At 47.0% G+C, this 20,040-nt stretch carries 20 protein-coding genes; 9 read left to right on the plus strand and 11 right to left on the minus strand.

Annotation, left to right across the window (positions count from 1 at the left end; genetic code table 11):
• Window positions 1-320: 320 nt before the first annotated feature.
• Window positions 321-1,190 (minus strand): nucleotidyltransferase-like protein, encoded by an 870-nt coding sequence (locus B2U10_RS11540; RefSeq protein WP_290787829.1) that lies wholly within the window; start codon window positions 1,188-1,190, stop codon window positions 321-323.
• A 114-nt stretch (window positions 1,191-1,304) separates the two neighbouring features.
• On the opposite strand from B2U10_RS11540, the gene B2U10_RS11545 reads away from it, so the two are divergent.
• Complete coding sequence (locus tag B2U10_RS11545; protein ID WP_029340912.1) at window positions 1,305-1,667, plus strand: DUF2614 family zinc ribbon-containing protein; 363 nt, start codon at window positions 1,305-1,307, stop codon at window positions 1,665-1,667.
• Window positions 1,668-1,681: 14 nt separating this feature from the next.
• Here B2U10_RS11545 and perR read toward each other — a convergent pair whose 3' ends face one another.
• Window positions 1,682-2,104: a peroxide-responsive transcriptional repressor PerR gene (gene perR / locus B2U10_RS11550; RefSeq protein ID WP_369792039.1), complete on the minus strand. Its 423-nt coding sequence runs from the start codon at window positions 2,102-2,104 to the stop codon at window positions 1,682-1,684.
• A 175-nt stretch (window positions 2,105-2,279) separates the two neighbouring features.
• On the opposite strand from perR, the gene B2U10_RS11555 reads away from it, so the two are divergent.
• Window positions 2,280-3,578 (plus strand): glutamate-1-semialdehyde 2,1-aminomutase, encoded by a 1,299-nt coding sequence (locus B2U10_RS11555; RefSeq protein ID WP_290787833.1) that lies wholly within the window; start codon window positions 2,280-2,282, stop codon window positions 3,576-3,578.
• A 48-nt stretch (window positions 3,579-3,626) separates the two neighbouring features.
• On the opposite strand, the gene B2U10_RS11560 is transcribed toward B2U10_RS11555, so the two are convergent.
• The 4 genes from B2U10_RS11560 to mutY form a co-directional block, all read right to left on the minus strand.
• Window positions 3,627-5,360 carry an ABC transporter ATP-binding protein gene (locus B2U10_RS11560; RefSeq protein ID WP_290788110.1) on the minus strand — a complete coding sequence of 578 codons (1,734 nt, stop codon included), beginning with the start codon at window positions 5,358-5,360 and terminating at the stop codon, window positions 3,627-3,629.
• Between the two features lie 90 nt (window positions 5,361-5,450).
• Window positions 5,451-5,993 carry a nucleoside tri-diphosphate phosphatase gene (gene ntdP, locus B2U10_RS11565; RefSeq protein ID WP_023467311.1) on the minus strand — a complete coding sequence of 181 codons (543 nt, stop codon included), beginning with the start codon at window positions 5,991-5,993 and terminating at the stop codon, window positions 5,451-5,453.
• 116 nt (window positions 5,994-6,109) lie between these two features.
• Complete coding sequence (locus B2U10_RS11570; protein WP_290787835.1) at window positions 6,110-6,535, minus strand: hypothetical protein; 426 nt, start codon at window positions 6,533-6,535, stop codon at window positions 6,110-6,112.
• On the minus strand, window positions 6,535-7,551 hold the full coding sequence (gene mutY, locus B2U10_RS11575) for an A/G-specific adenine glycosylase (protein ID WP_290787837.1): 1,017 nt from the start codon (window positions 7,549-7,551) through the stop codon (window positions 6,535-6,537). Before mutY ends, B2U10_RS11570 begins: the two co-directional genes overlap by 1 nt.
• Before the next feature lie 103 nt (window positions 7,552-7,654).
• Between mutY and B2U10_RS11580 the strand changes: the two genes are divergently transcribed.
• A complete protein-coding gene (locus B2U10_RS11580; protein WP_035412727.1) occupies window positions 7,655-8,638 on the plus strand; it encodes a metal-dependent hydrolase in 984 nt (327 codons plus the stop codon).
• Between the two features lie 45 nt (window positions 8,639-8,683).
• Here the strand turns inward: B2U10_RS11580 and B2U10_RS11585 are convergent, their stop codons facing one another.
• The 5 genes from B2U10_RS11585 to B2U10_RS11605 form a co-directional block, all read right to left on the minus strand.
• Window positions 8,684-8,956 (minus strand): YfhJ family protein, encoded by a 273-nt coding sequence (locus B2U10_RS11585; protein ID WP_023467307.1) that lies wholly within the window; start codon window positions 8,954-8,956, stop codon window positions 8,684-8,686.
• Entirely contained in the window at window positions 8,953-9,273 is a 321-nt protein-coding gene (locus B2U10_RS11590) for a DUF1811 family protein (RefSeq protein ID WP_023467306.1), read from the minus strand. Before B2U10_RS11590 ends, B2U10_RS11585 begins: the two co-directional genes overlap by 4 nt.
• A 60-nt stretch (window positions 9,274-9,333) precedes the next feature.
• Window positions 9,334-11,394, minus strand: a complete 2,061-nt coding sequence (locus tag B2U10_RS11595; RefSeq protein WP_290787839.1) for an ABC transporter ATP-binding protein — start codon at window positions 11,392-11,394, stop codon at window positions 9,334-9,336.
• A 14-nt stretch (window positions 11,395-11,408) separates the two neighbouring features.
• The gene (locus B2U10_RS11600) at window positions 11,409-13,136 is read right to left on the minus strand and encodes an ABC transporter ATP-binding protein (RefSeq protein ID WP_290787841.1); all 1,728 of its coding nucleotides are present in this window, start codon (window positions 13,134-13,136) and stop codon (window positions 11,409-11,411) included.
• A 321-nt stretch (window positions 13,137-13,457) separates the two neighbouring features.
• Window positions 13,458-14,273 (minus strand): RecX family transcriptional regulator, encoded by an 816-nt coding sequence (locus B2U10_RS11605; protein ID WP_290787843.1) that lies wholly within the window; start codon window positions 14,271-14,273, stop codon window positions 13,458-13,460.
• 133 nt (window positions 14,274-14,406) lie between these two features.
• Between B2U10_RS11605 and B2U10_RS11610 the strand changes: the two genes are divergently transcribed.
• The 6 genes from B2U10_RS11610 (at window position 14,407) to B2U10_RS11635 (ending at window position 20,029) form a co-directional block, all read left to right on the plus strand.
• Entirely contained in the window at window positions 14,407-15,315 is a 909-nt protein-coding gene (locus B2U10_RS11610; RefSeq protein WP_214861216.1) for a TIGR01777 family oxidoreductase, read from the plus strand.
• 18 nt (window positions 15,316-15,333) lie between these two features.
• The gene (locus B2U10_RS11615; RefSeq protein WP_035412712.1) at window positions 15,334-16,473 is read left to right on the plus strand and encodes an amidohydrolase; all 1,140 of its coding nucleotides are present in this window, start codon (window positions 15,334-15,336) and stop codon (window positions 16,471-16,473) included.
• Window positions 16,474-16,703: 230 nt separating this feature from the next.
• Window positions 16,704-17,264: a GNAT family N-acetyltransferase gene (locus B2U10_RS11620; RefSeq protein ID WP_023467300.1), complete on the plus strand. Its 561-nt coding sequence runs from the start codon at window positions 16,704-16,706 to the stop codon at window positions 17,262-17,264.
• Between the two features lie 127 nt (window positions 17,265-17,391).
• Complete coding sequence (locus B2U10_RS11625) at window positions 17,392-18,075, plus strand: response regulator transcription factor (RefSeq protein ID WP_023467299.1); 684 nt, start codon at window positions 17,392-17,394, stop codon at window positions 18,073-18,075.
• Window positions 18,072-19,466 carry a sensor histidine kinase gene (locus tag B2U10_RS11630; protein ID WP_056063655.1) on the plus strand — a complete coding sequence of 465 codons (1,395 nt, stop codon included), beginning with the start codon at window positions 18,072-18,074 and terminating at the stop codon, window positions 19,464-19,466. Before B2U10_RS11625 ends, B2U10_RS11630 begins: the two co-directional genes overlap by 4 nt.
• Window positions 19,466-20,029 (plus strand): TVP38/TMEM64 family protein, encoded by a 564-nt coding sequence (locus tag B2U10_RS11635; RefSeq protein WP_290787846.1) that lies wholly within the window; start codon window positions 19,466-19,468, stop codon window positions 20,027-20,029. Before B2U10_RS11630 ends, B2U10_RS11635 begins: the two co-directional genes overlap by 1 nt.
• The last annotated feature ends 11 nt before the right edge of the window (window positions 20,030-20,040 follow it).

Consider the following 20,040-nt stretch of genomic DNA (forward strand, 5'->3'; position numbering starts at 1 on the left):
CGAAGTCACGATTGACGAAGCTTGCGCTTCATTCATGTTTGTATTCCGTAGAATACGATTTTTGCCTCATCGTTCAGTTTTCAAAGTTCGTCGTGTCGTTTTCAGCGACTTTAATAAGATATCACGGAATAACTTAAGCGTCAATCCTTTTTTGAAATCTTTTTTCTTTCTTGTCACCGTCCAGCGCGTGTTGCCCTGTCGACATGTATTAATATACTATCTCGGTATAATACCGTCAATAGTTTTTCTAAAAAAACTTTTGAAATCTTTTTTCTTCTATATATAGCAAAAACAATTCTAAGAAAAAGTAAAGCCGATCGTCATACGACCGGCTCATACGTCACGAGTTCGACTCCCGCCCCTTTAGTCGTTTGATATGAGATACGAATCAAACCTTTTCGCATGAAGAAATCGATTAAGCTGCTCAAATCTACTTTAACTTCTTGCAATCGTTCTTCTTCCATCAATTCATACATCGTCCAAGGATCCGTCCGTTCACGCATAATTTCGAATAAATAGCGTCCTCCCGATAAAACCTTGGACTGCAAAAGGTGCTCAAGCCCAATCAAAGCAAGATGAATACGTTGATCTAGTGTCTCTTCACTCATCAATAATTGCTCGTATAGTTTATAGACATCCGGGTCATCGAGTCGCGCCTGTTCCCAAACGACCGTTTCAGGATGTTTTCCTTTTTCGAGGACGGATAACCGTGCCAGGTGATGCAACGCATGATGGACATGTGTATAGGCATCATAATGATGTCCGCGACTAAACAAGTTTCTTCCATCTTGGAAACGACGCAACAATTTAGCAAAGGAAATCGTCATCTGTAAATATCGTTCCTCATCAGGAAAATCGAGTAGTTGTCTTTTTAAGTCAACTAAGTAATCGTTTCGTTCGAATACGATCGTCCCTTCAGCAATCCAGTGAATCGCGCGTCGATTAGCGTTCAATAAAATCCAACGCGATAACACATCCTCGTGTACAAGATGTAAAGATACTTTCAACGTATTCAATCGGTAATGTTTAATCGTCCATTCGACTTCCGGATCTCTTGTGATGACAACAAGAAGTGTATCAAATTGATCTGTCAGGGAATCCCGTGGTTGCCGTTTCTCAACAGCAATGATCCCTTGTGTTTCACGATAAGCCGCGTACTCCGAATAAATCGTTCGTGTTGCTTGTTCCATGTACTTCTCACCCTTCTATACGAACTCGTCGTTACCATTTTCGACAAAAAAACAAGCTTTCCTTCTTCAGGCAATCCCACTTCTTATGCTAGACTGACAACAGGGGGAATTCACTTGAAAAAACAACGTAAAAATAAAATAAACCGCGCGCGAAACTTAGCTATGTTTCTCGTCTTCGGTGGGATGCTCGTCATGTATGGCGGTCTATTACTCAAACAATTCGAGATCATCATGGTCTTACTCATGCTTCTCGGTTTCGTCATGGTTCTCGCCAGTACGGCACTCTATTTCTTGATTGGTCTGACATCAACGAAGGCAGCTGTCGTCACTTGTCCGAACTGTGGAAAAGAAACAAAAGTCCTTGGTCGCGTCGACTTATGTATGCATTGCGATGAACCACTGACGATGGATCCATCTCTTGAAGGTAAAGAATTCGATGAAAAATATAATAAACACAATAAACGAGCTCCCCGCTAAGGCAGCTCGTTTTTTTATTGGACATTCGATTGACAGTCCGGGCAAGTTCCGTACACTTCTAATCGGTGACGATCGACTTTAAAGCCTGTTAAGTGCGCCGCAACCGTTTCGACATCATCGAGCACAGGATAGTTGAAGTCAACGATCTTTCCGCAATTTTCACAGATCATGTGGTAATGGCGTGTCGTAACGAAGTCGAAGCGACTTGAAGCGTCTCCGTAATTCATTTCCTCAACGATTCCTTTTTCTCGAAACACGCGTAAGTTATTATATACAGTCGCCACACTCATGTTTGGAAAACGATGTTCGAGTGCACGATAAATCTCATCCGCTGTCGGATGCGTGTGTCCCGTCGTTAAATATTCCAAAATCGCGTGACGTTGTGGTGTCATTCGAACGCCTGATTCCCGAAGCGACTTCACGGCGTCATCTAGCATTTCGTTAGCCACGTCCATCCCCTCATTTCTATCTTTCATTGATTATCAGATTGTAATCTTTATAATTAGTCTACCTACAAAAAGTCATTCCGTCAACGGCTCTGCACCGGATTTGACGTCCATGATACAATCATATCGTGATATTTTTCACGAATCATCGATTGGAGGAATCCTCATGTCTACCCACACTACACGTCCTACTTCAGAGGCGTTATATGAAATCGCACAAGAGTGTATCGTTGGTGGCGTCAACAGCCCATCCCGTTCATTCAAAGCCGTCGGTGGCGGCGCACCTGTCTATATGGAACGCGGAGAAGGTGCTTACTTTTATGATGTCGATGGCAATCGCTATATCGATTACTTAGCAGCCTATGGTCCAATCATCACGGGACACGGTCACCCTCACATTACGGAAGCGATCACTCATGCTGCCCAAAACGGTCTTCTTTACGGCACACCACACCGTCTAGAAATCGACTTTGCACATAAACTACAAAAAGCAATCCCATCGCTTGAAAAAGTACGCTTTACGAACTCGGGAACAGAAGCCGTCATGACAACGATTCGCGTCGCGCGTGCGTATACAGGTCGCGAGCTCGTCGTGAAGTTCAGTGGATGTTACCACGGTCACTCGGATTTGATGCTGATTGCAGCAGGTAGCGGACCGGCGACACTTGGTTCTCCCGATTCAGCTGGTGTCACGAAAGCGACGGCAAAAGAAGTCATCACGACACCGTTCAATGATATCGAATCGTACCGTCAAATCATGGAGCAATGGGGCGATCAAGTCGCTTGTGTACTCGTTGAACCGATCGTCGGAAACTTCGGTATCGTCGAACCGCAACCTGGATTCCTTGCTGCGGTCAACGAAATCACGCATGCACACGGCGCACTCGTCATCTATGATGAAGTCATCACAGCCTTCCGTTTCACGTACGGCAGTGCACAAGAGTTACTCGATATCCGTCCCGATATGACGGCACTCGGCAAAATCATCGGTGGTGGTTTACCGATCGGCGCTTATGGCGGTCGCAAAGAAATCATGGAACACGTCGCGCCACTCGGTCCGGCTTACCAAGCAGGTACGATGGCAGGTAACCCAGCATCCATGGCTGCGGGTATCGCTTGTCTTGAATTACTTGAGAAGCCTGGTGTCTATGAACAACTCGATCACCTTGGCGCCTTACTCGAACAAGGTGTGCTAGAAGCAGCAAAACGTCATGACGTCACGATTACGATCAACCGTCTAAAAGGTGCCATGACGGTCTACTTCACGGATGAAACAGTTATCGATTACGATGGTGCAGAACGTGCAGATAGCGAGATGTTCGGACGTTTCTTCAAATTGATGCTAGAAGAAGGCGTCAACCTTGCCCCTTCGAAATACGAAGCGTGGTTCCTGACGACAGAACATACGGAAGCCGACATCAAGGAGACGATCGCAGCAGTCAATCGTGCCTTTGCTCGACTTTAAGTCTCTTCACTAAAAAAGCAGCGCCCTCGCAAGGGGCGCTGTTTTTTGTTATTCGACGAGTTCCAGATTTTGAATGGCATACAGTTCAAAATAAGCGCCTCGTTTTTGCATGAGAACTTCGTGTGTGCCAATTTCCGTAATCTGACCATTTTCAATGACGACGATCTTATCGGCATCGGTAATCGTTGATAAACGGTGCGCGACAGTAAACGTTGTCCGCCCTTTTGCAAGACGCGCTAACGAATCTTGAATCATCGCTTCGCTCTCTAAATCGAGCGCACTCGTCGCCTCATCCAAGATTAGAATCGGCGGATTCTTCAAGAAGACCCGCGCAATCGCAAGACGTTGTTTTTGACCACCCGATAGCTTAACGCCTCGTTCACCGACCGGCGTATGATAACCGTTCGGTAATCGTTCGATGAATTCGTGGGCATTCGCTGCTTTTGCTGCTGCGATGACTTCCTCGTCCGTCGCGTTCGGATTCCCCATCTTGATGTTCATTTGGACCGACTCACTAAATAGAATCGATTCCTGCATGACCATCCCGATCTGATCGCGAAGACCTCGCAACTTCAAGTCACGAATATCAACACCGTCAAGCGTGATCCGACCGGCAGACACATCATAAAAACGCGGAATCAAACTGACGAGCGTTGATTTCCCGCCACCTGACATCCCGACGAAAGCAATCCGTTCGCCTGCCTGAACGTCAAGCGTCAAGCGATCGATCGCCAGCTCGCCGCCTTCTTCATAAGCAAAGCTGATATCTTCGAACTGAACGTTCCCGCGGACATCTTTCGGTTCGCGCGCATTCGGTTTTTCCGTGATGTCATACGGCTCATCTAAAAACTCGAACATCCGGTCCATCGAAGCGATCGACTGTGTCAACGTCGTTGAGGAGTTGACGAGACGACCGAGCGGTGCATACAGACGGTCGATATAACCAATGAACGCGACCATCGTCCCAAGTGTCACATGTCCGTTCAAGACGAAGAACGCCGCCGTTCCGAAGATCAGGATTGGTGCGAAGTCCGTAATCGTCGAGACGACGACGTATGTCCGCGCATTCCAGTTCGTTTGACGAAGCGCTGCTTTTAAGAACCCATCATTTTGATGTTTGAACGCTTTGTTCTCGTGTGGTTCCAGTGCAAAACTACGGATGACCGCCATGCCGTTGACCCGCTCCGTCAAATGACCTTGTAGCTCCGCAAGTGCTGCCGAGCGTTCCCGTGTCAATCCACGTAAGCGACCGTAAAAGAACTTAACGGCGAGGGCGTAGAAGGGTAAAGGAATGATGGCGATAAGCGTCAACTTCGGATCAATCGTCCACATGATGGCAATCGCAATAAAAATCGTGATCATATCAAGCCATAGATTCATTAATCCTGTGACGACGAAGTCTTTCGTCTGCTCGACATCATTGATGATCCGCGAAATGACTTCCCCCGTTTTTGTGTTCGAATAAAAACGAAGCGACAATTTCTGAACATGATCAAACAATCGGTTCCGTACGTCAAATAGAATCTTCGACGCTGACCATTGTGCGAGATATTGGCGAACGTATTCAAGCGGCGGCTTGACGATCAAGAAGATGAAGACACCTGCTCCGATCAAATATGCCAATTGCTTACTTTTTTCCGCCATCGGCATCGTGTTCCCAGTTAGGATATGGTCGATGATGTACTTATACAACAATGGAAGTCCGAGTGGGATCGAGAACTTGATGATCCCGACGAAGACCGTCAAGAGGATCTGTTTTTGATACGGCTTGACGAACGCCATATACCGACGAATCGAGCCTTGTTTCTTACGTTTTGCTTGTGTTGCCACATGTTTCACTTCCTTCAACTAAAAAAAGACGATGGCGAACCATCATCTCCGATATCTTGTTTCATATTCACGATACCACATATCCACGAAAGCCGGGTTAAATGGACCCTTGCGACTACGAATCCACTGAATCAGGATTTGAACATTATCCTTTAAAATACGATCAATCGCCTTCGGATAGTTCATTTCACGGCGATGTTTCTCATATTCGTCCTCATCGAGGATCATGTAGGACATGTCCGGATACACTTTGATATCTAAATCATAATCAATGTACTTGACTGCTCGATCTTTCTCATCGAACGTAGAAGGTGACCCGAGGTTACAGTAGTAGTAAATGCCATCCTCCCGAATCATACAAATGACATTGAACCAGAGTTCTGTTGAAAAATAACAGATTGCAGGCTCTCGCGTTCGCCACTGACGACCATCCGATTCACTGACCATGATACGGTCATTGAACCCAATCAATTCTTCTTCCGTCGATTTCAGCACGAGCGTTTCTTCCCAAACTCTGTGTAAGCTCCCGTTATGTTTGAAACTTTGAATCTCAATCTTGCTACTTTCTTTTGGGAATCGACTCATGTGCTACTCCTTTCTAAAGCGTTTTTCTTCCATTCTGTTATACTCTCGTGCTTATTATACCCATTTTCAGAACGCATGAAAAACGAAAGGGTATTTTTTCAGAAAAATGACGGAATTCAGCCTTGAAAGTGATTTAAAATCGCATTTTTTCGCTGTTTGAACATCGGTTTCAAGATGAATGCTTCGATGACGAAGGCAGGTAAGAAGGATGCATACGTCACTTCATCCATGAAATAGACGCCAGATTCACGTTCTTCGACCCGGTGGACGTGACACCATGCGCGAAACGGATACGGGACTTTTGTGCCGACATCAACGAAGACATATTCTTCTACGAAAGGAATCCAAGACGTCCATGAGACAAATAGTGGAGAAACTCCGACACGTAGACGAATCGTATTCCCGGCTCGCGTCCGTGTATCACCCGACGTTTTCACTTGCGGAAATACCGTCAATCGACTCAATGCCTTGGCGTCACTTAAAAAATCCCAAGCTTGCTTCTTTGATGCATCAACACGTGTCTCAAAACGAAAAGTACGCATTAGATCTCCCCCTTCAATAATCGATCAATCTTCATTTGCGCGACAGAAATCGGATGCGTCGCATACGTTTTCTGATCGACGAGTACTGTCTGATCCGGCTGTTCCGTCACGCGATAGACGGCGATCTCCCAAATCCGGTGTGAGAAGATATGTCGGACGTGCCCGACAAGCGTTCCCTCACGCTCTTCTTCCGCTTCTCGAAGTGGATATTGCCACATACCTGCAAGCAAACCGGTCTCCCCCCGTTGTTCAATTGCGATTTTTCCGTCTGCTTCATAAACAAGAGCGTCATAAGGAATTATTTGCGTCTTCCCTTTCTTCGTCTTCACAGGCAGTTCTTCCTGTGCGTTTCGGTCATATGCAAAACAAACGTCTTGAACAGGACAAAGTCCACACATCGGTGACTTCGGCGTACAGACCATCGCCCCGAGTTCCATCAGACCTTGATTGAAACTGGACGGATCAGCCGGATCAATCAATTGATGCACCGCCGCTTCAAACAATTTCCGCGTCTTCGGTACAGCGATATCCTCATAGATTCCAAGCACACGCGAAAGAACGCGCATCACATTTCCGTCTACTGCTGGTTCTGCTTGTCCATAAGCAATCGATAGAACCGCTCCTGTCGTGTATGGACCGACGCCTTTCAGCTGACTGAACAATTCCTTTTCATCGGGCACGATTCCATCATATTTTTCAACAACTTCCTGAACCGCGATTTGAAGGTTCTTGACACGGGAATAGTACCCTAAGCCCTCCCAGTGCTTCAGGACTTCACTTTGATCCGCTTCTGCTAAATCATGCGGTGTCGGAAAACGTTTCGTGAAGCGCTCATAATACGGAATGACTGTATCGACGCGCGTTTGTTGGAGCATGATTTCACTAATCCAGATATGATACGGGTTTTTGGTTCTTCGCCACGGGAGATCTCGCTGTTCACGAAGGAACCAGGCAATCAGTTCTGTGGTAAATTGTGTTTTATTAAAGTTTGTGAAATATTCTTGAACGACAGTCAAAAGGTTACCTCTTTTCTCTTAAATACGATATATTAATTAAAAATTACTCGGCAGAACCACGATGGATTCACCATCACGATTTCATAGAAGGAGCGAATTCGCATTGGATACTGGTACGCATATTGGCATGGGACTTTGTCTCGCCGCCATCTCGACGCTACACCCTGACGTCGCAGCGAGCACGACGCTGTTTGCTGCCGTGACGACGACAGCGCTCGTCGGCTCACACGCACCGGACTTCGATACTGTCTTTAAATTTAAAGGAAACAGCGCCTACTTGCGCCAACACCGCGGAAAATCACACGGTTTGATCGCTTTGCTCGCTTGGCCATTATTACTTTCGATCGTCATCGGCACGTTATTCGGTGTACCTCCGACTTCATTATGGCTGATGGCACAGATCGCTGTCGCTCTTCATGTCTTCGTCGATCTGTTTAACGCTTACGGAACACAAGCCTTACACCCGTTCAAAAAATCCTGGATCGGTTGGGGTGTCATCAATACATTTGATCCATATCTGTTCACGATGTATTATGCCGCGTTCGGGATTTGGCTACTAACGCGAGCGACGATCGTCATCTTCCCGATTTTAATTGCTATCGTCATCATCTACTACGCTGTTCAATTCAAGTTACGAAACGATGCCCTCGCGACCGCAGCCCGCTATTATCGCGGTGCGCATAAACTGTTCATCTCCCCTGGCATGAAATGGGATGAATGGCATGTCGCGGCACGTTTACGCGATGAGTATTCCGTCGTTAAGATTAACAGTGGAACCGTCGTCGAATGCGGAAACTTCCGGATCAAGGACGAACCACACGGTGACGCCTTGTACGAAATCGTCAAACAAAACGCGGACTTGCAAGCGTTTCTTGAGTTTTCGAAGATTCATACGTATACGGTCTCACGAAAGGATGGCATTGTCGAATACCGCTTCACCAACCTGCGTTACTTCACGAAGGAAGTCTATCCATTCGTTGCCGTCGTCAGAATCGACGCTGCCACACAAGAGATCGTCAGCTCCTATACCGGCTGGGTGTTTAGCGAACGGACCTTGCAGAAAAAACTGTTCATCCCTGCATTATAAAGACAAAGCTCCGCGCAACGGAAATCCCGATGTGCGGAGCTTTTTTCATTCGACGTTTCGACCTGTCATCAAATGCTTGAATTTTTCGTTCGTCGTATTAAACCGGTGTAACATTGCCCCGTGCTGTTTGATCTGCTGCTCGACAAAATGAACCGCAACGGCTTCACCTTGATATTTCTCACCTGCGCGCGCGAGTGTCGCTTCGAAATCTTCCCACAGCACTTCGACCCACGTCAGTGCTTCTTCCGGGGTTAATACTTCATTCACTTGTAATAATTCTTCAGCCAGTTGCTGAAGGGCTTGTTCTCGATTCGTCATGTCTGTTCTCCCTCTCCTGTGAATAACGCGAGCGGAATCGCGACTTCCTGAGCCGTTCCTTCAAAATGTCCCCAACCCATGACGCCATTGACGAAGTGTAACTCAAATCGTGCCTCTTCTCCTTCGATTCGGTAAAAGGCTCCCCGTTCGAATCGTGCCGGATCGATCAAATAACTTTTCGCAATGGCGATTTTTCGCGTCACGACTTCCACTTCGCTGACGTTCCCGTGTTGCTCCGCTTTTCGTTTTTGTTCACTTAATTTCGTGATCAACATCTCAAGCTCGTATTTCGATAATTGACTCATCCGTGTCTCCATTACAAAAACTCCCCCTCTTCGTTTTTCAGTATAAACGAAAAGGAGGAGAAACTGGATGGATTAGCTTGATTTCAATTCAAGATTCCGTTTACTTTGTAACGCATACATTTTCGCATAAATCCCGGACGTTGCAAGGAGCACATCATGGGATCCTCGCTCGACGATCCGACCATGATCGAGAACAAGAATCTCATCCGCATCCTTGATCGTCGACAAGCGATGGGCGATGATGAACGTCGTTCGTCCTTTCGTTAACGTTAACAAGGCATCTTGAATGACCGCTTCCGTTTCTGAGTCAACACTCGCTGTCGCTTCGTCAAGAACTAGGATTGCAGGATCAAACGCTAACGCACGGGCAAAACTGATCAACTGTCGTTCCCCCGCTGATAACGTGGCACCTTTTTCGATGACTGGTTCATCGAGCCCGTTCGGTAAACGATCAATGAACCGATCCGCGCCGACAGCTTCGATCGCTTGTCGTACTCGTTCTTCGGAAATATCAGGATTGCCGAGTGTGATGTTCGAGCGAATCGTTCCTGTGAAGAGGAACGGATCCTGTAAGACGATCCCCATATGCTCACGAACCGCTTGTTTCGGTAAAGTCGTCACGTCCTGTCCGTCAATCAACAACTGTCCCTTTGACGGATCATAAAAACGCATCAATAAATTCATGATTGAACTTTTCCCGCTACCCGTATGACCGACGAGGGCAATCGTCGCGCCAGGACGAGCATCGATTTGAATTTCACGTAATACGGGATTTCCCGCTTCGTAACTGAATTCGACGTCTTTGAAGGATACCGCTCCTTTAAACCGAGCAACGCGCCCTTGTTCGACCGGCTCGCCCTTTTCGTCGAGCAACTGGAACATTCGGTCCGCTGACACGAGCGCTTGTTGTAGCGGTGACAGCTGATTCATGATTTGAGTGACCGGTTCGAATAAACGGGACACGTAATCGATATACGCATATAAGATCCCGAGTGATAAAAACGATCCATTCGTCAGACTTTTTCCGCCGACGACCCAAATCAACAAGGCGAGCGTCAAGTTTTTCAAAAAGTAGGATAAGTTGTGTGACATCAAGGCATCAAGTCGTAACAACTTTGCCCGTGTCTGATAGTTCTCTTCATTCTTTTGTTCGAATTCAGCAAGAACTTCCTTCTCACGTGCATAAGCCTGAATGATCGGCATCGTCTGGATGTTCTCATTCAGTTGACCATTCATGTCGGCAACGAGTGAACGGACTTTGAAGTTATTCTTCGTCGCGAGTTTCTGGAACAGCTGAATCCAGAAATAGACGATCGGAATAATGATTAGCGAGACGAGTCCTAAGCGATAATCGAGGAAGAACATCGCGACGAGAATCCCTGCCATCGTGATGATCCCTGAGAAGACTCGTGCGAGCACACCGAGATATAAATCGCGAATCGTTTCCGTATCATTCGTGACGCGACTAACGATTTTCCCGATTGGCGTCTGGTCGAAATAACGAACCGGTAACCGTTGCAGATGCGTAAAGACATCAAGCCGCATCCGTTTGATGATTTTATGAGCAGATCGCTGGAGCAAGATTTGTTGAATCCAGTTCAAACCAGCTGCTGCAAGTAGCAAAAGAACATAGATCAAGGACAACCAGCCGATTGCTTTTAAGTCCTTTGAATAAAAATCATAGACCTGTCCTTGTGTCAGTTTTTGAATATTATCATACGTGTACACATTGTCTCCACGCGTGACCGTCATCGTATTTCCACTGATTTTCCGCTCTCCCCCACTGACGACTTGTTTTGGTACGAAAAAGTAGCCGTTGGTCGTTTGGACGATCGAGACGGATCGAACGATCTCACTTTTAGATACGTCTTGTGCTTTGGCGAACTGACGACCGTCATACGTGACCGCACCGTCTGCTTTAACTTCGACCCAGTCCTTTTCAATCGCTACGATATGTTCATCGATGATGACTTTCGCGATATACGGACCTGTCAATTCCGCACCGACTGCCAGTACGAGTAGAAACAATCCTAAGAAGATCGCTTGTTTCTCATGCATCGCATAGCGGATCAACGAACGGATCGTCGTCTTCCGACGTGCCGGATCGAGTTGATATAATTCCAATTCATTCATGCAAAGGCACCTCCTTACATTTCTTCACTTTGTCGCTCGAATTGTTGAGCGTACCAGCCATTTTGTGCCATCAGGCTGTCATGTGTTCCTCGTTCAGAAATCATTCCGTCTTGCAAGACGATGATTTCGTCCGCATGTGCCACTGCCGATAAGCGATGGGCAACAATTAATGTCGTCGATTGGTGGCGATTCGATCGAATTGAATCGATGATATGTGATTCCGTTTTCGCGTCTACCGCTGATAATGAATCATCCAGCAACAGCAACTCTGGTTTTTTTAACATCGCCCGCGCGATTGACAGACGTTGCTTTTGTCCTCCCGACAACGTAACGCCACGTTCACCGACCATCGTCTCAAGTCCTTGCTCCAGCGTCTCGATATCTTTTTCGAACGATGCGAGACGAATCGCTTCCTGCAATTCTTCTTCTGTCGCTTCACCTGCACCAAACAAAATGTTATCCCGAACAGATTTTGAAAATAGTAAATGTTCTTGTGACACATAGCCCGTCCAACCGCGAACCGTCTCTAGCGCAACATCTTCATACGGTACGCCGTTGACTGTCAACATGTCCCGTCCGATTGGATACTCACGTAAGAATTGACGCAAGAACGTCGTTTTCCCGGATCCCGTTGGTCCGACGATACCGATCGTTGTTCCTTGTTCAATCGTCATATTCAAATCTCGTAAGACCGGATGGGCTGTCTCTGGATACGTAAACGTCAAATCGTTCATCTCGATCCGTTCAGGGCGATCGACGTGTTTCCGCGGTGTCGAAGCAATCAACGGTTTGACTCGCATCGTTGCTTCTAAGCGATCAAGACTTGCTGTTCCGCGCTGGATGACATTGATCAATTCACCAAAGGCGTACATCGGCCAGATCAGCATCCCGAGATAGATGTTAAAGGCGACCAATTGTCCGAGCGTGATGTCGTTCGTAAAGACGAGATATGTCCCGAACGATAAGCCGATCAAGTAACTAAACCCGACGAGCAACTTGATGATCGGTTCAAATAAGACATCGATTTTTGCGACATGCATGTTTTTCTCAAAAACATCCGTCGTGACATCGTCGAACCGTTTAACGTCGACTGGTTCTTGGACGAACGAGCGAATGACACGCAGTCCGGAAATCGACTCGACGACCTGATCATTCATCGTTCCGAACGAATCCTGGGCCGTGATGAAACGCCCGTGAATCTGACTTCCGAGCTTATTCATCGCGTAGGCGAGAAGCGGCATCGGTAACAAGGCAGCAAGCGTCAGCTTCCAATCGATCGCGACACCCATGACAACAAGCGTGATCGCTGTCATGTTCAACGAGTCGACAAGCGTCAAGACACCAAATCCGGCTGTCCGCTCGACCGCCTTTAAGTCGTTCGTCGCGAGCGCCATCAAGTCTCCCGTCCGATTCTTTTGATAGAATGTCGGCGTCAGTTTTAATAAGTGCGTAAAGAAGCGGCTCCGCAGCGTCCGTTCTAATAAAAAGGCCGTTCCGAATAATTTCGCTAACCATTGATACGTCAAGAGGAAGGAAACGATAGAAATGGCTGTTAATCCGATGACATACTGCAAAAGTGTCGTCCGGTCCATCGACCCTGATCGTAAACCGTCGATGACCTTACCGATCAGCCACGGTGGCGTTAAATCGATGAAGCCGGTGATGATTAACAAGACGACTGCTACGAGGTACGATGATTTGTGTTCTTTAAGAAACCAACTCAATTGCTTAAATAAACGCATGAGGGTCCCCCCTTTACTGTGAAATGAACTACTTTTTCCGAGCACGCAAAAAGGCATACGGATTTCCGGATGCAGTCCGAGAATCAGTATGCCTTGAAATGGGCATGATCCATTCTTGTTCGTCTGCGCGCTCGGGAGACGAATCCCCTTGCTCGCACATGAAATGAATTACTTATACGTGCTCAAGAGTCTCCGTCGTATTCAGCTGTTGGATATGAGTGAAACCAATTGGCTTTTTCATAGGACGGTTCCTCCTTTTCTTAGTCTGTGCGTAGAATAGCACAATTGTCGGATAATTGTCAATTTTTCGTCTTGCTTTTATTATTCCACCTCTTCTTCTTTGACTTGTTCAAGGACTTGAGCCGCTAGTCCGTATGGAAATCCTTTTCGGACGAGCGCTTGCTTCACTTTCTGTTCGCGTTCGAACGGTTCAAGTTGCCGGTATTTCGGATAATACTTGCGTGCTTGATAAAGGGCCGCTTGTTCTTCTTCGTCCCCTTCTTCAGCTCGGAACACCTCTTCGATACCCGCCTTGATCAAGTCGGACGAGAAACCGCGTTGCATGAGTGTCATCTGTAGCTTTTGCGTCAGTTCCCGCACGGAACGCCGTTGCAGCTCTTTTTGCTTTTGCCGCAAAAACTTCAGGACTTTTTCGTATTCCTCTTCATCCGTAAACGTCACGATCGCTTCATCAATCGCTGTCTTCGGTATCTTCAATGCCTCAAGGTCGCGGCGAATCCGTCCAGGTCCTTGTGGTGTCGTCGCTTTTTTCGTTGCCGTATAAGCAAGTGCGAACTGTTGATCATCCAGATAGCGTTGCTCTGTCAATCGCTCGATTGCATGTTTGATCGCATGCTCCGGTGTCTCTTTCTCTGTTAAATACGCGACGACTTCACTCGTCGCCCGCATGCGGTACGATAAATGATTCAATGAGAGACGATATGCTTTCTGCTGTTCTTCAGCCGTCAATACTTCCTTGACGAAGTCATCATCGAGTTCTTTATCGCGTTGCAGATTGTATTTGATTAAAATATCGACGTCTACGGCAAAGGCATACTCTTCTTTGCCATCACGCTCGACATAGATATTAAATCGTTCGCTGTTCTTTTTCTGTGTCGAGATCCGTTTGATCTTCATTACATTCCCTCCTCTAACCTGACTCGGTAGTTCTACGATATCATGAACAGGCAGGTCTATGTTTGAGTGAAACCATGGAACGGGAACAAATGGAAAGAAGCTACTTTTACTTATTTCAGGGAGGATGAATTACATGAACATTGCGATTACCGGTGGAACCGGTATGATTGGTCAAGCCTTGACGAAGCGTTTATTAGAGCAAGGACATCACATATTTATCTTGACGCGTCATCCGAAAGCGAACGATGCGCATGTCACATATATCAAGTGGATGACAGAAGACGCAAAACCGGAACAGCACTTAGAGGGCGTCGATGCATTCATTCATCTGGCTGGTGCTTCGATCAACGACGGACGTTGGACGGATGAACGTAAACGCGTCATTCTCGACAGCCGCGTCAGTACGACGAAGGAGCTCGTGCGAATCGTTGAAGCACTCGATCAAAAACCAAATGTCGTTTTGTCTGCTTCTGCGGTTGGCATTTACGGACAAGATCGGCATCAAACCTTCTCTGAAGATCAACCCCTTCCACCGACCGCTGACTTCTTAAGTCATGTCTGTGTTGCGTGGGAAGATCTTGCTCGTCCGATTGCTGACGCTGGCATTCGACTCGTCCATCCACGAATCGGTGTCGTCTTGACGAAAGCCGGTGGCGCTTATCCGTTAATGCGTCTGCCTTATGTTTTGTTTGGTGGTGGGACGATGGGCGACGGTAAACAGTGGGTCTCCTGGGTCCATATCGATGATTTAGTCGATTTATTCCTATTCGCGCTTGAAACTCCGACAGTCGAAGGACCGCTGAACATCACTGCGCCTCACCCGGAGACGATGCGCCGTTTCGGACAGACGATCGGAAAAGTCTTACATCGCCCACACTGGCTCCCGGCACCACGCTTCGCATTAGAACTCGCACTCGGTGAAAAGAGTACGATTGTACTAGAAGGAGCTCGTGTCGTCCCGAAAAAAGCGCTCGAAAACGGATACAAGTTTCGGTATGCTGAACTAAAGGATGCATTACGAGCAATCGAGCATTCAAACTAGTACAGGGGTGGACGATACTTGGATATCTTAATTCGAAATGCACATATCTATCCGATTACTTCGGACAGTTTTTACGGGGACATCCGCATTCGTGATGGGAAAATCATTGAAATCGGTGAATTACTGGATCATTTAGAAGACGATCAAGTCATTGAAGCAGAAGGTCACTTTTTATTGCCCGGTTTCATCGATGCCCATACACATCTCGGATTATATGACGAAGGTACCGGAACCGTCGGAAATGATGCGAATGAGACGATTTTCGCGATGACTCCTCATCTGCGTGCCATTGATGGCGTCTATCCGCTGGATGAAGGCTTTAAGGAAGCTGTCGAACACGGAATCACGACCGTTCAAGTCATGCCGGGTAGCATGAACATCATCGGTGGCGTCACGAGTGTCATCAAAACGCACGGACGATTCATCGATGATATGATTCTTCGAAAGTATGCGGGTCTGAAGGTGGCGCTCGGTGAAAACCCGAAGCGTGTCCATAGTGCTGGTCGTGCCGGTGAACTGACACGGATGGGCATCATGGGGATGTTGCGCGAAGCCTTTCTTGAAGTTCGAACGCAACCGGTTTCCGAAACCTTCGCCCATCAAATGATCAAACGGGTCCTCGATCACAAGATGCCGCTTCGTGTACATGCACATCGAGCAGATGATATCCTTTCCGCCATTCGTTTCGCGGAAGAGTTTGATCTTGATTTACGCATCGAACATTGCACGGAAGGTCATCTCGTCGCAAAAGAGATGGAACAATTACCGATCGAAAAAGTGACGGTTGGACCAACCTTTACGCGAAAGTCTAAAATCGAACTGAAGAATAAGACATGGGAAACGTACCGGATTCTTCACGAACATGGTCTTGAAATTTCGATTACGACCGATCATCCATACACGCCTGTCCAATACTTGAACCTCTGTGCTGGTCTTGCCGCACGAGAAGGTCTACCGGTCGATGTCGCCTTACGCGCGATCACGATTCATCCAGCCCGTTCGCTCGGTGTGGACGATCGTGTCGGATCGATCGAGGTCGGAAAAGACGCGGATCTCGTCTTGTGGAGTCACTTCCCACTCGACTATTTAGCGAAGCCGCTCATGACGATGATTGATGGAAAAATCATTTTTGAACACGCTCAACTGAACTTGACTTAATCCCACCCCCGCCAGGTGTTTTTTGCACCTTTCGGGGGTTTTAGACGCTTACGGAAAACATCTTGTTTTTGTATCTTTTTTCACAAAAATTATTTTCTTGCAATTTTAAAAAAAGAAGGTAATATTATCTTATCCGACAACTGAAGAAGGCATACCATGCGCGGTTCAAACGAGTCAGACAGGTAGCTTTCGACAATCATTCTTGCGGTCCTAAAAGGAGGAATGGAAGTATGCTCAAGCAACGGGAGCTGAGCGACTGCGCTGATTTGTTCGAACTGATGCAGCATCAAGACGTATATCCGTACGTCCGCCAAAAAACACGGTACTTTGATGAATTTCTGTTTACTACAAAGCAGGCAATCGAAGAGGAAGAACGTGGTGAAATCGTATCACGTACCATCCTAGATGAATTCGATCAACCGATTGGTACGATTAGTTTACTCGATATCGAAGGACAATATGGGTTTCTCGGTACATGGTTAGGTAAACCGTATCATGGTAAAGGATACAATCATTTAGCGAAAGAAGCCTTCTTCTCTGAGCTGTTCTTCGAGCTCGGATATGAGAGTGTCTTCATGAAAATTCGCAAAAGCAATATTCGGTCACAAAAAGCAGCTGAAAAATTGCCGTATGCGTTCTGTGCGGATGAGTTGCGCCCTGCGCTTCTTGAGCAATTGAATGCTGGCGAAACACAGTTCACGCTGTATGAAGTCTCAAAATCTAGTTTCCACATGTACATTCATGGTCGGGAACTCGAAACACTATACGATCACCAACAACTCGAAGCATGAGGGCCTTGTCTCTCATGCTTTTTTGTGTCCACGCATGCGTTTCTAAAGTTTGAAATGGTATGATAAATAAGAAAACTCATCTTTATGGAAGAAACCTTTTCTTCTACAGGAAATGGAGCGAAGACTAATGCCAGAATCGTTTAACATTCTCGTAGTAGATGACGAAGCACAAATGCGTGACCTTCTCGTCTCGAATCTCGAAAAAGAACACTACACGACGATGACAGCTTCTAACGGACAAGAAGCCATCCATCTCATTCAACAAAATACATTCCACCTCGTCCTGCTCGATGTCATGATGCCAGAAATGGACGGCTTGACAGCATGTATGCGCATCCGTGAGTTCTCAAACGTTCCGATCATCATGCTGACGGCACGTTCGGACGAACTCGACCGCATCCACGGTCTGAAAATCGGAGCTGATGACTATATTACAAAACCGTTTAGCCCACGCGAACTGCTTGCTCGCATCGAAGCGACGCTTCGTCGCTCTCACCGCTTTACAGTTGATCAATCGGCTACTTTAACGCTCGGTATGCTTGAACTCGACACGGAAAGTCGGAGTGTCCACGTCAACGGCAAACCGGTCAGTCTGACGCGCAAGGAATTTGATTTGCTGCATCTGTTCGCTCAAAACAATGATAAGGTCTTTTCTCGCGAACAGTTACTCGATCAAATTTGGGGTGCGGATTATATCGGGAACTTACGGACGGTCGATACGCATATCAAAACACTTCGTTTAAAGCTCGGGGAAGCTGGTGGCTCGATTCAAACCGTCTGGGGCATCGGTTATAAATTCGAGGAAGTATGATTAAGCGCTATACGATTCGGCGCCGGATTTGGATCACGATTTGGTTCACGAGCGTTTTTTCTGCCATTCTGTTCGTCCTGCTGACGTTTTATCTCTACGACCGGTTCTATCTTCAGACGCAAGAAGATATCTTATTGAACCGAGGGGAAAAGCTAATCAACATTTACAAGTCCGAAGGCTTATCTGGTGCTTTTTACGATGGGATGACTTATACGAATGAATTGACGGAATCGAAAGTCTTCTTCATCGATTTTCTGAAGAAAAATCCGGCAGGACTCCGTTTTTTGACGAATGCGGACATCGAACAGCTTCGTAATGGCGAGACGGTCGTCTCGAGCCGGACCCATCCGATAGAAGGAACGGACATTCTAATGACTGGATTTCCGATCATCGAAAACAATCGACTGGTCGGTACATTGATTTTATATCTAGAACTCGGTCAAATCAGTGAACCATTCCGCCCACTCCGCCTGATGATCTTCTTCATGATCGGACTGATCGTCTTGAATCTCGTCATCTTCGGACGACAAATCATCGATACGATCATCCGTCCGTTGATCGACATGAAGCGCGCCTCGACTGTTTATGCACAAGGTGACTTTGATTACCGGATTCCGATTCAATCGGACGATGAAATCGGAGAACTCGCAGAAACATTGAACAAGATGGCGGAATCGCTCGGTGAGGTCGACGAGCAGCGAAAGGAGTTCCTCGCGAACGTCAGTCATGAATTGCGGACACCTCTCTCCTACATTCGTGGCTATACGGAGATGATGCAGGATGATTCGCTCGAGGAAGAAAAGCGTGCGCAGTATTACCAAATCATTGAGCGGGAAACGGAGCGTCTGCAACGTCTCGTCAATGATCTGCTCGATCTCGCTCAACTTGAACGCGATTCCTATCCGATGTCGAAACAACCACTTGTCTTCAGTCAAGTACTTGAAGATGTCATTTACCGGATGGAACCGATCGCCCAGTCAAAAGGAGTCACGTTCGTGATGAATCTCGATCCGGATCAAATTGTCTTAGGCGATACAGACCGTCTCGAGCAAGTCTTCGGCAATTTACTCGATAACGCTTTACGATACACACCGCCCGGCAAACAGATCTTCTTATCGACTGAAACGATCGGCGACCGGACGCATTGCCTTATCCGGGACGAAGGAGAAGGCATTCCGGAAGAACATCTCGATCGACTGACGAAACGTTTTTATCGCGTCGATAAATCACGGACGCGGAAAGATGGCGGAACCGGTCTTGGTCTTGCGATCACAAAACACATCATCGATCGTCATGATGGGACGATCCGGTTCGACTCCGTTCTTGGAGAAGGAACGACCGTCCACATCGAGTTACCGCTTCTTCCGGATGAAGAGGATGAATTCGAATAATGGAACAACATGTCATCCAAACCTTTGAACTCTTCGGACCGTTCGCTCCGTTCGTTAGTGTCTTGGTTGGCGTCGTCATCAGTGTTCTTGGTGTCCTACCGAGTACGTTCGTCACCGCTGCGAATCTTGTCTATTTCGGGCTATGGACGGGCACATTGCTCTCCTTCACCGGTGAAGTCCTAGGTGCGGTTTGTGCGTTTCTACTTTACCGGAAAGGACTACGATATGCCCTTCGTCGCCCGCTTCCAGATCGAGTCAATCGTTTGCAACAAAAGCTCCAAACACAACAAGGACATGAAGCTTTTTGGACGATCATTTTGTTACGGCTGTTACCATTTGTCCCGTCAGGCATCGTCAACATTGTCAGTGCTGCTAGTGGTATTTCCGTCTTACTCTTCCTAACTGCGAGTACGATTGGAAAAATTCCAGCGATGTTAGTCGAAGTGCTCGCCGTCCATCAATTCATGCAATTCTCGTCCATCGTCCAATGGTCGATAGCAGGCGTGGCACTCGTTGGTTATCTGATTTATCGTAATCTCCAAAAACGAGCATCATCGATATAAAACTACAGGTT

This window comes from Exiguobacterium sp. UBA7533, from assembly GCF_002479335.1.
Classification (GTDB): Bacteria; Bacillota; Bacilli; order Exiguobacteriales; family Exiguobacteriaceae; genus Exiguobacterium_A.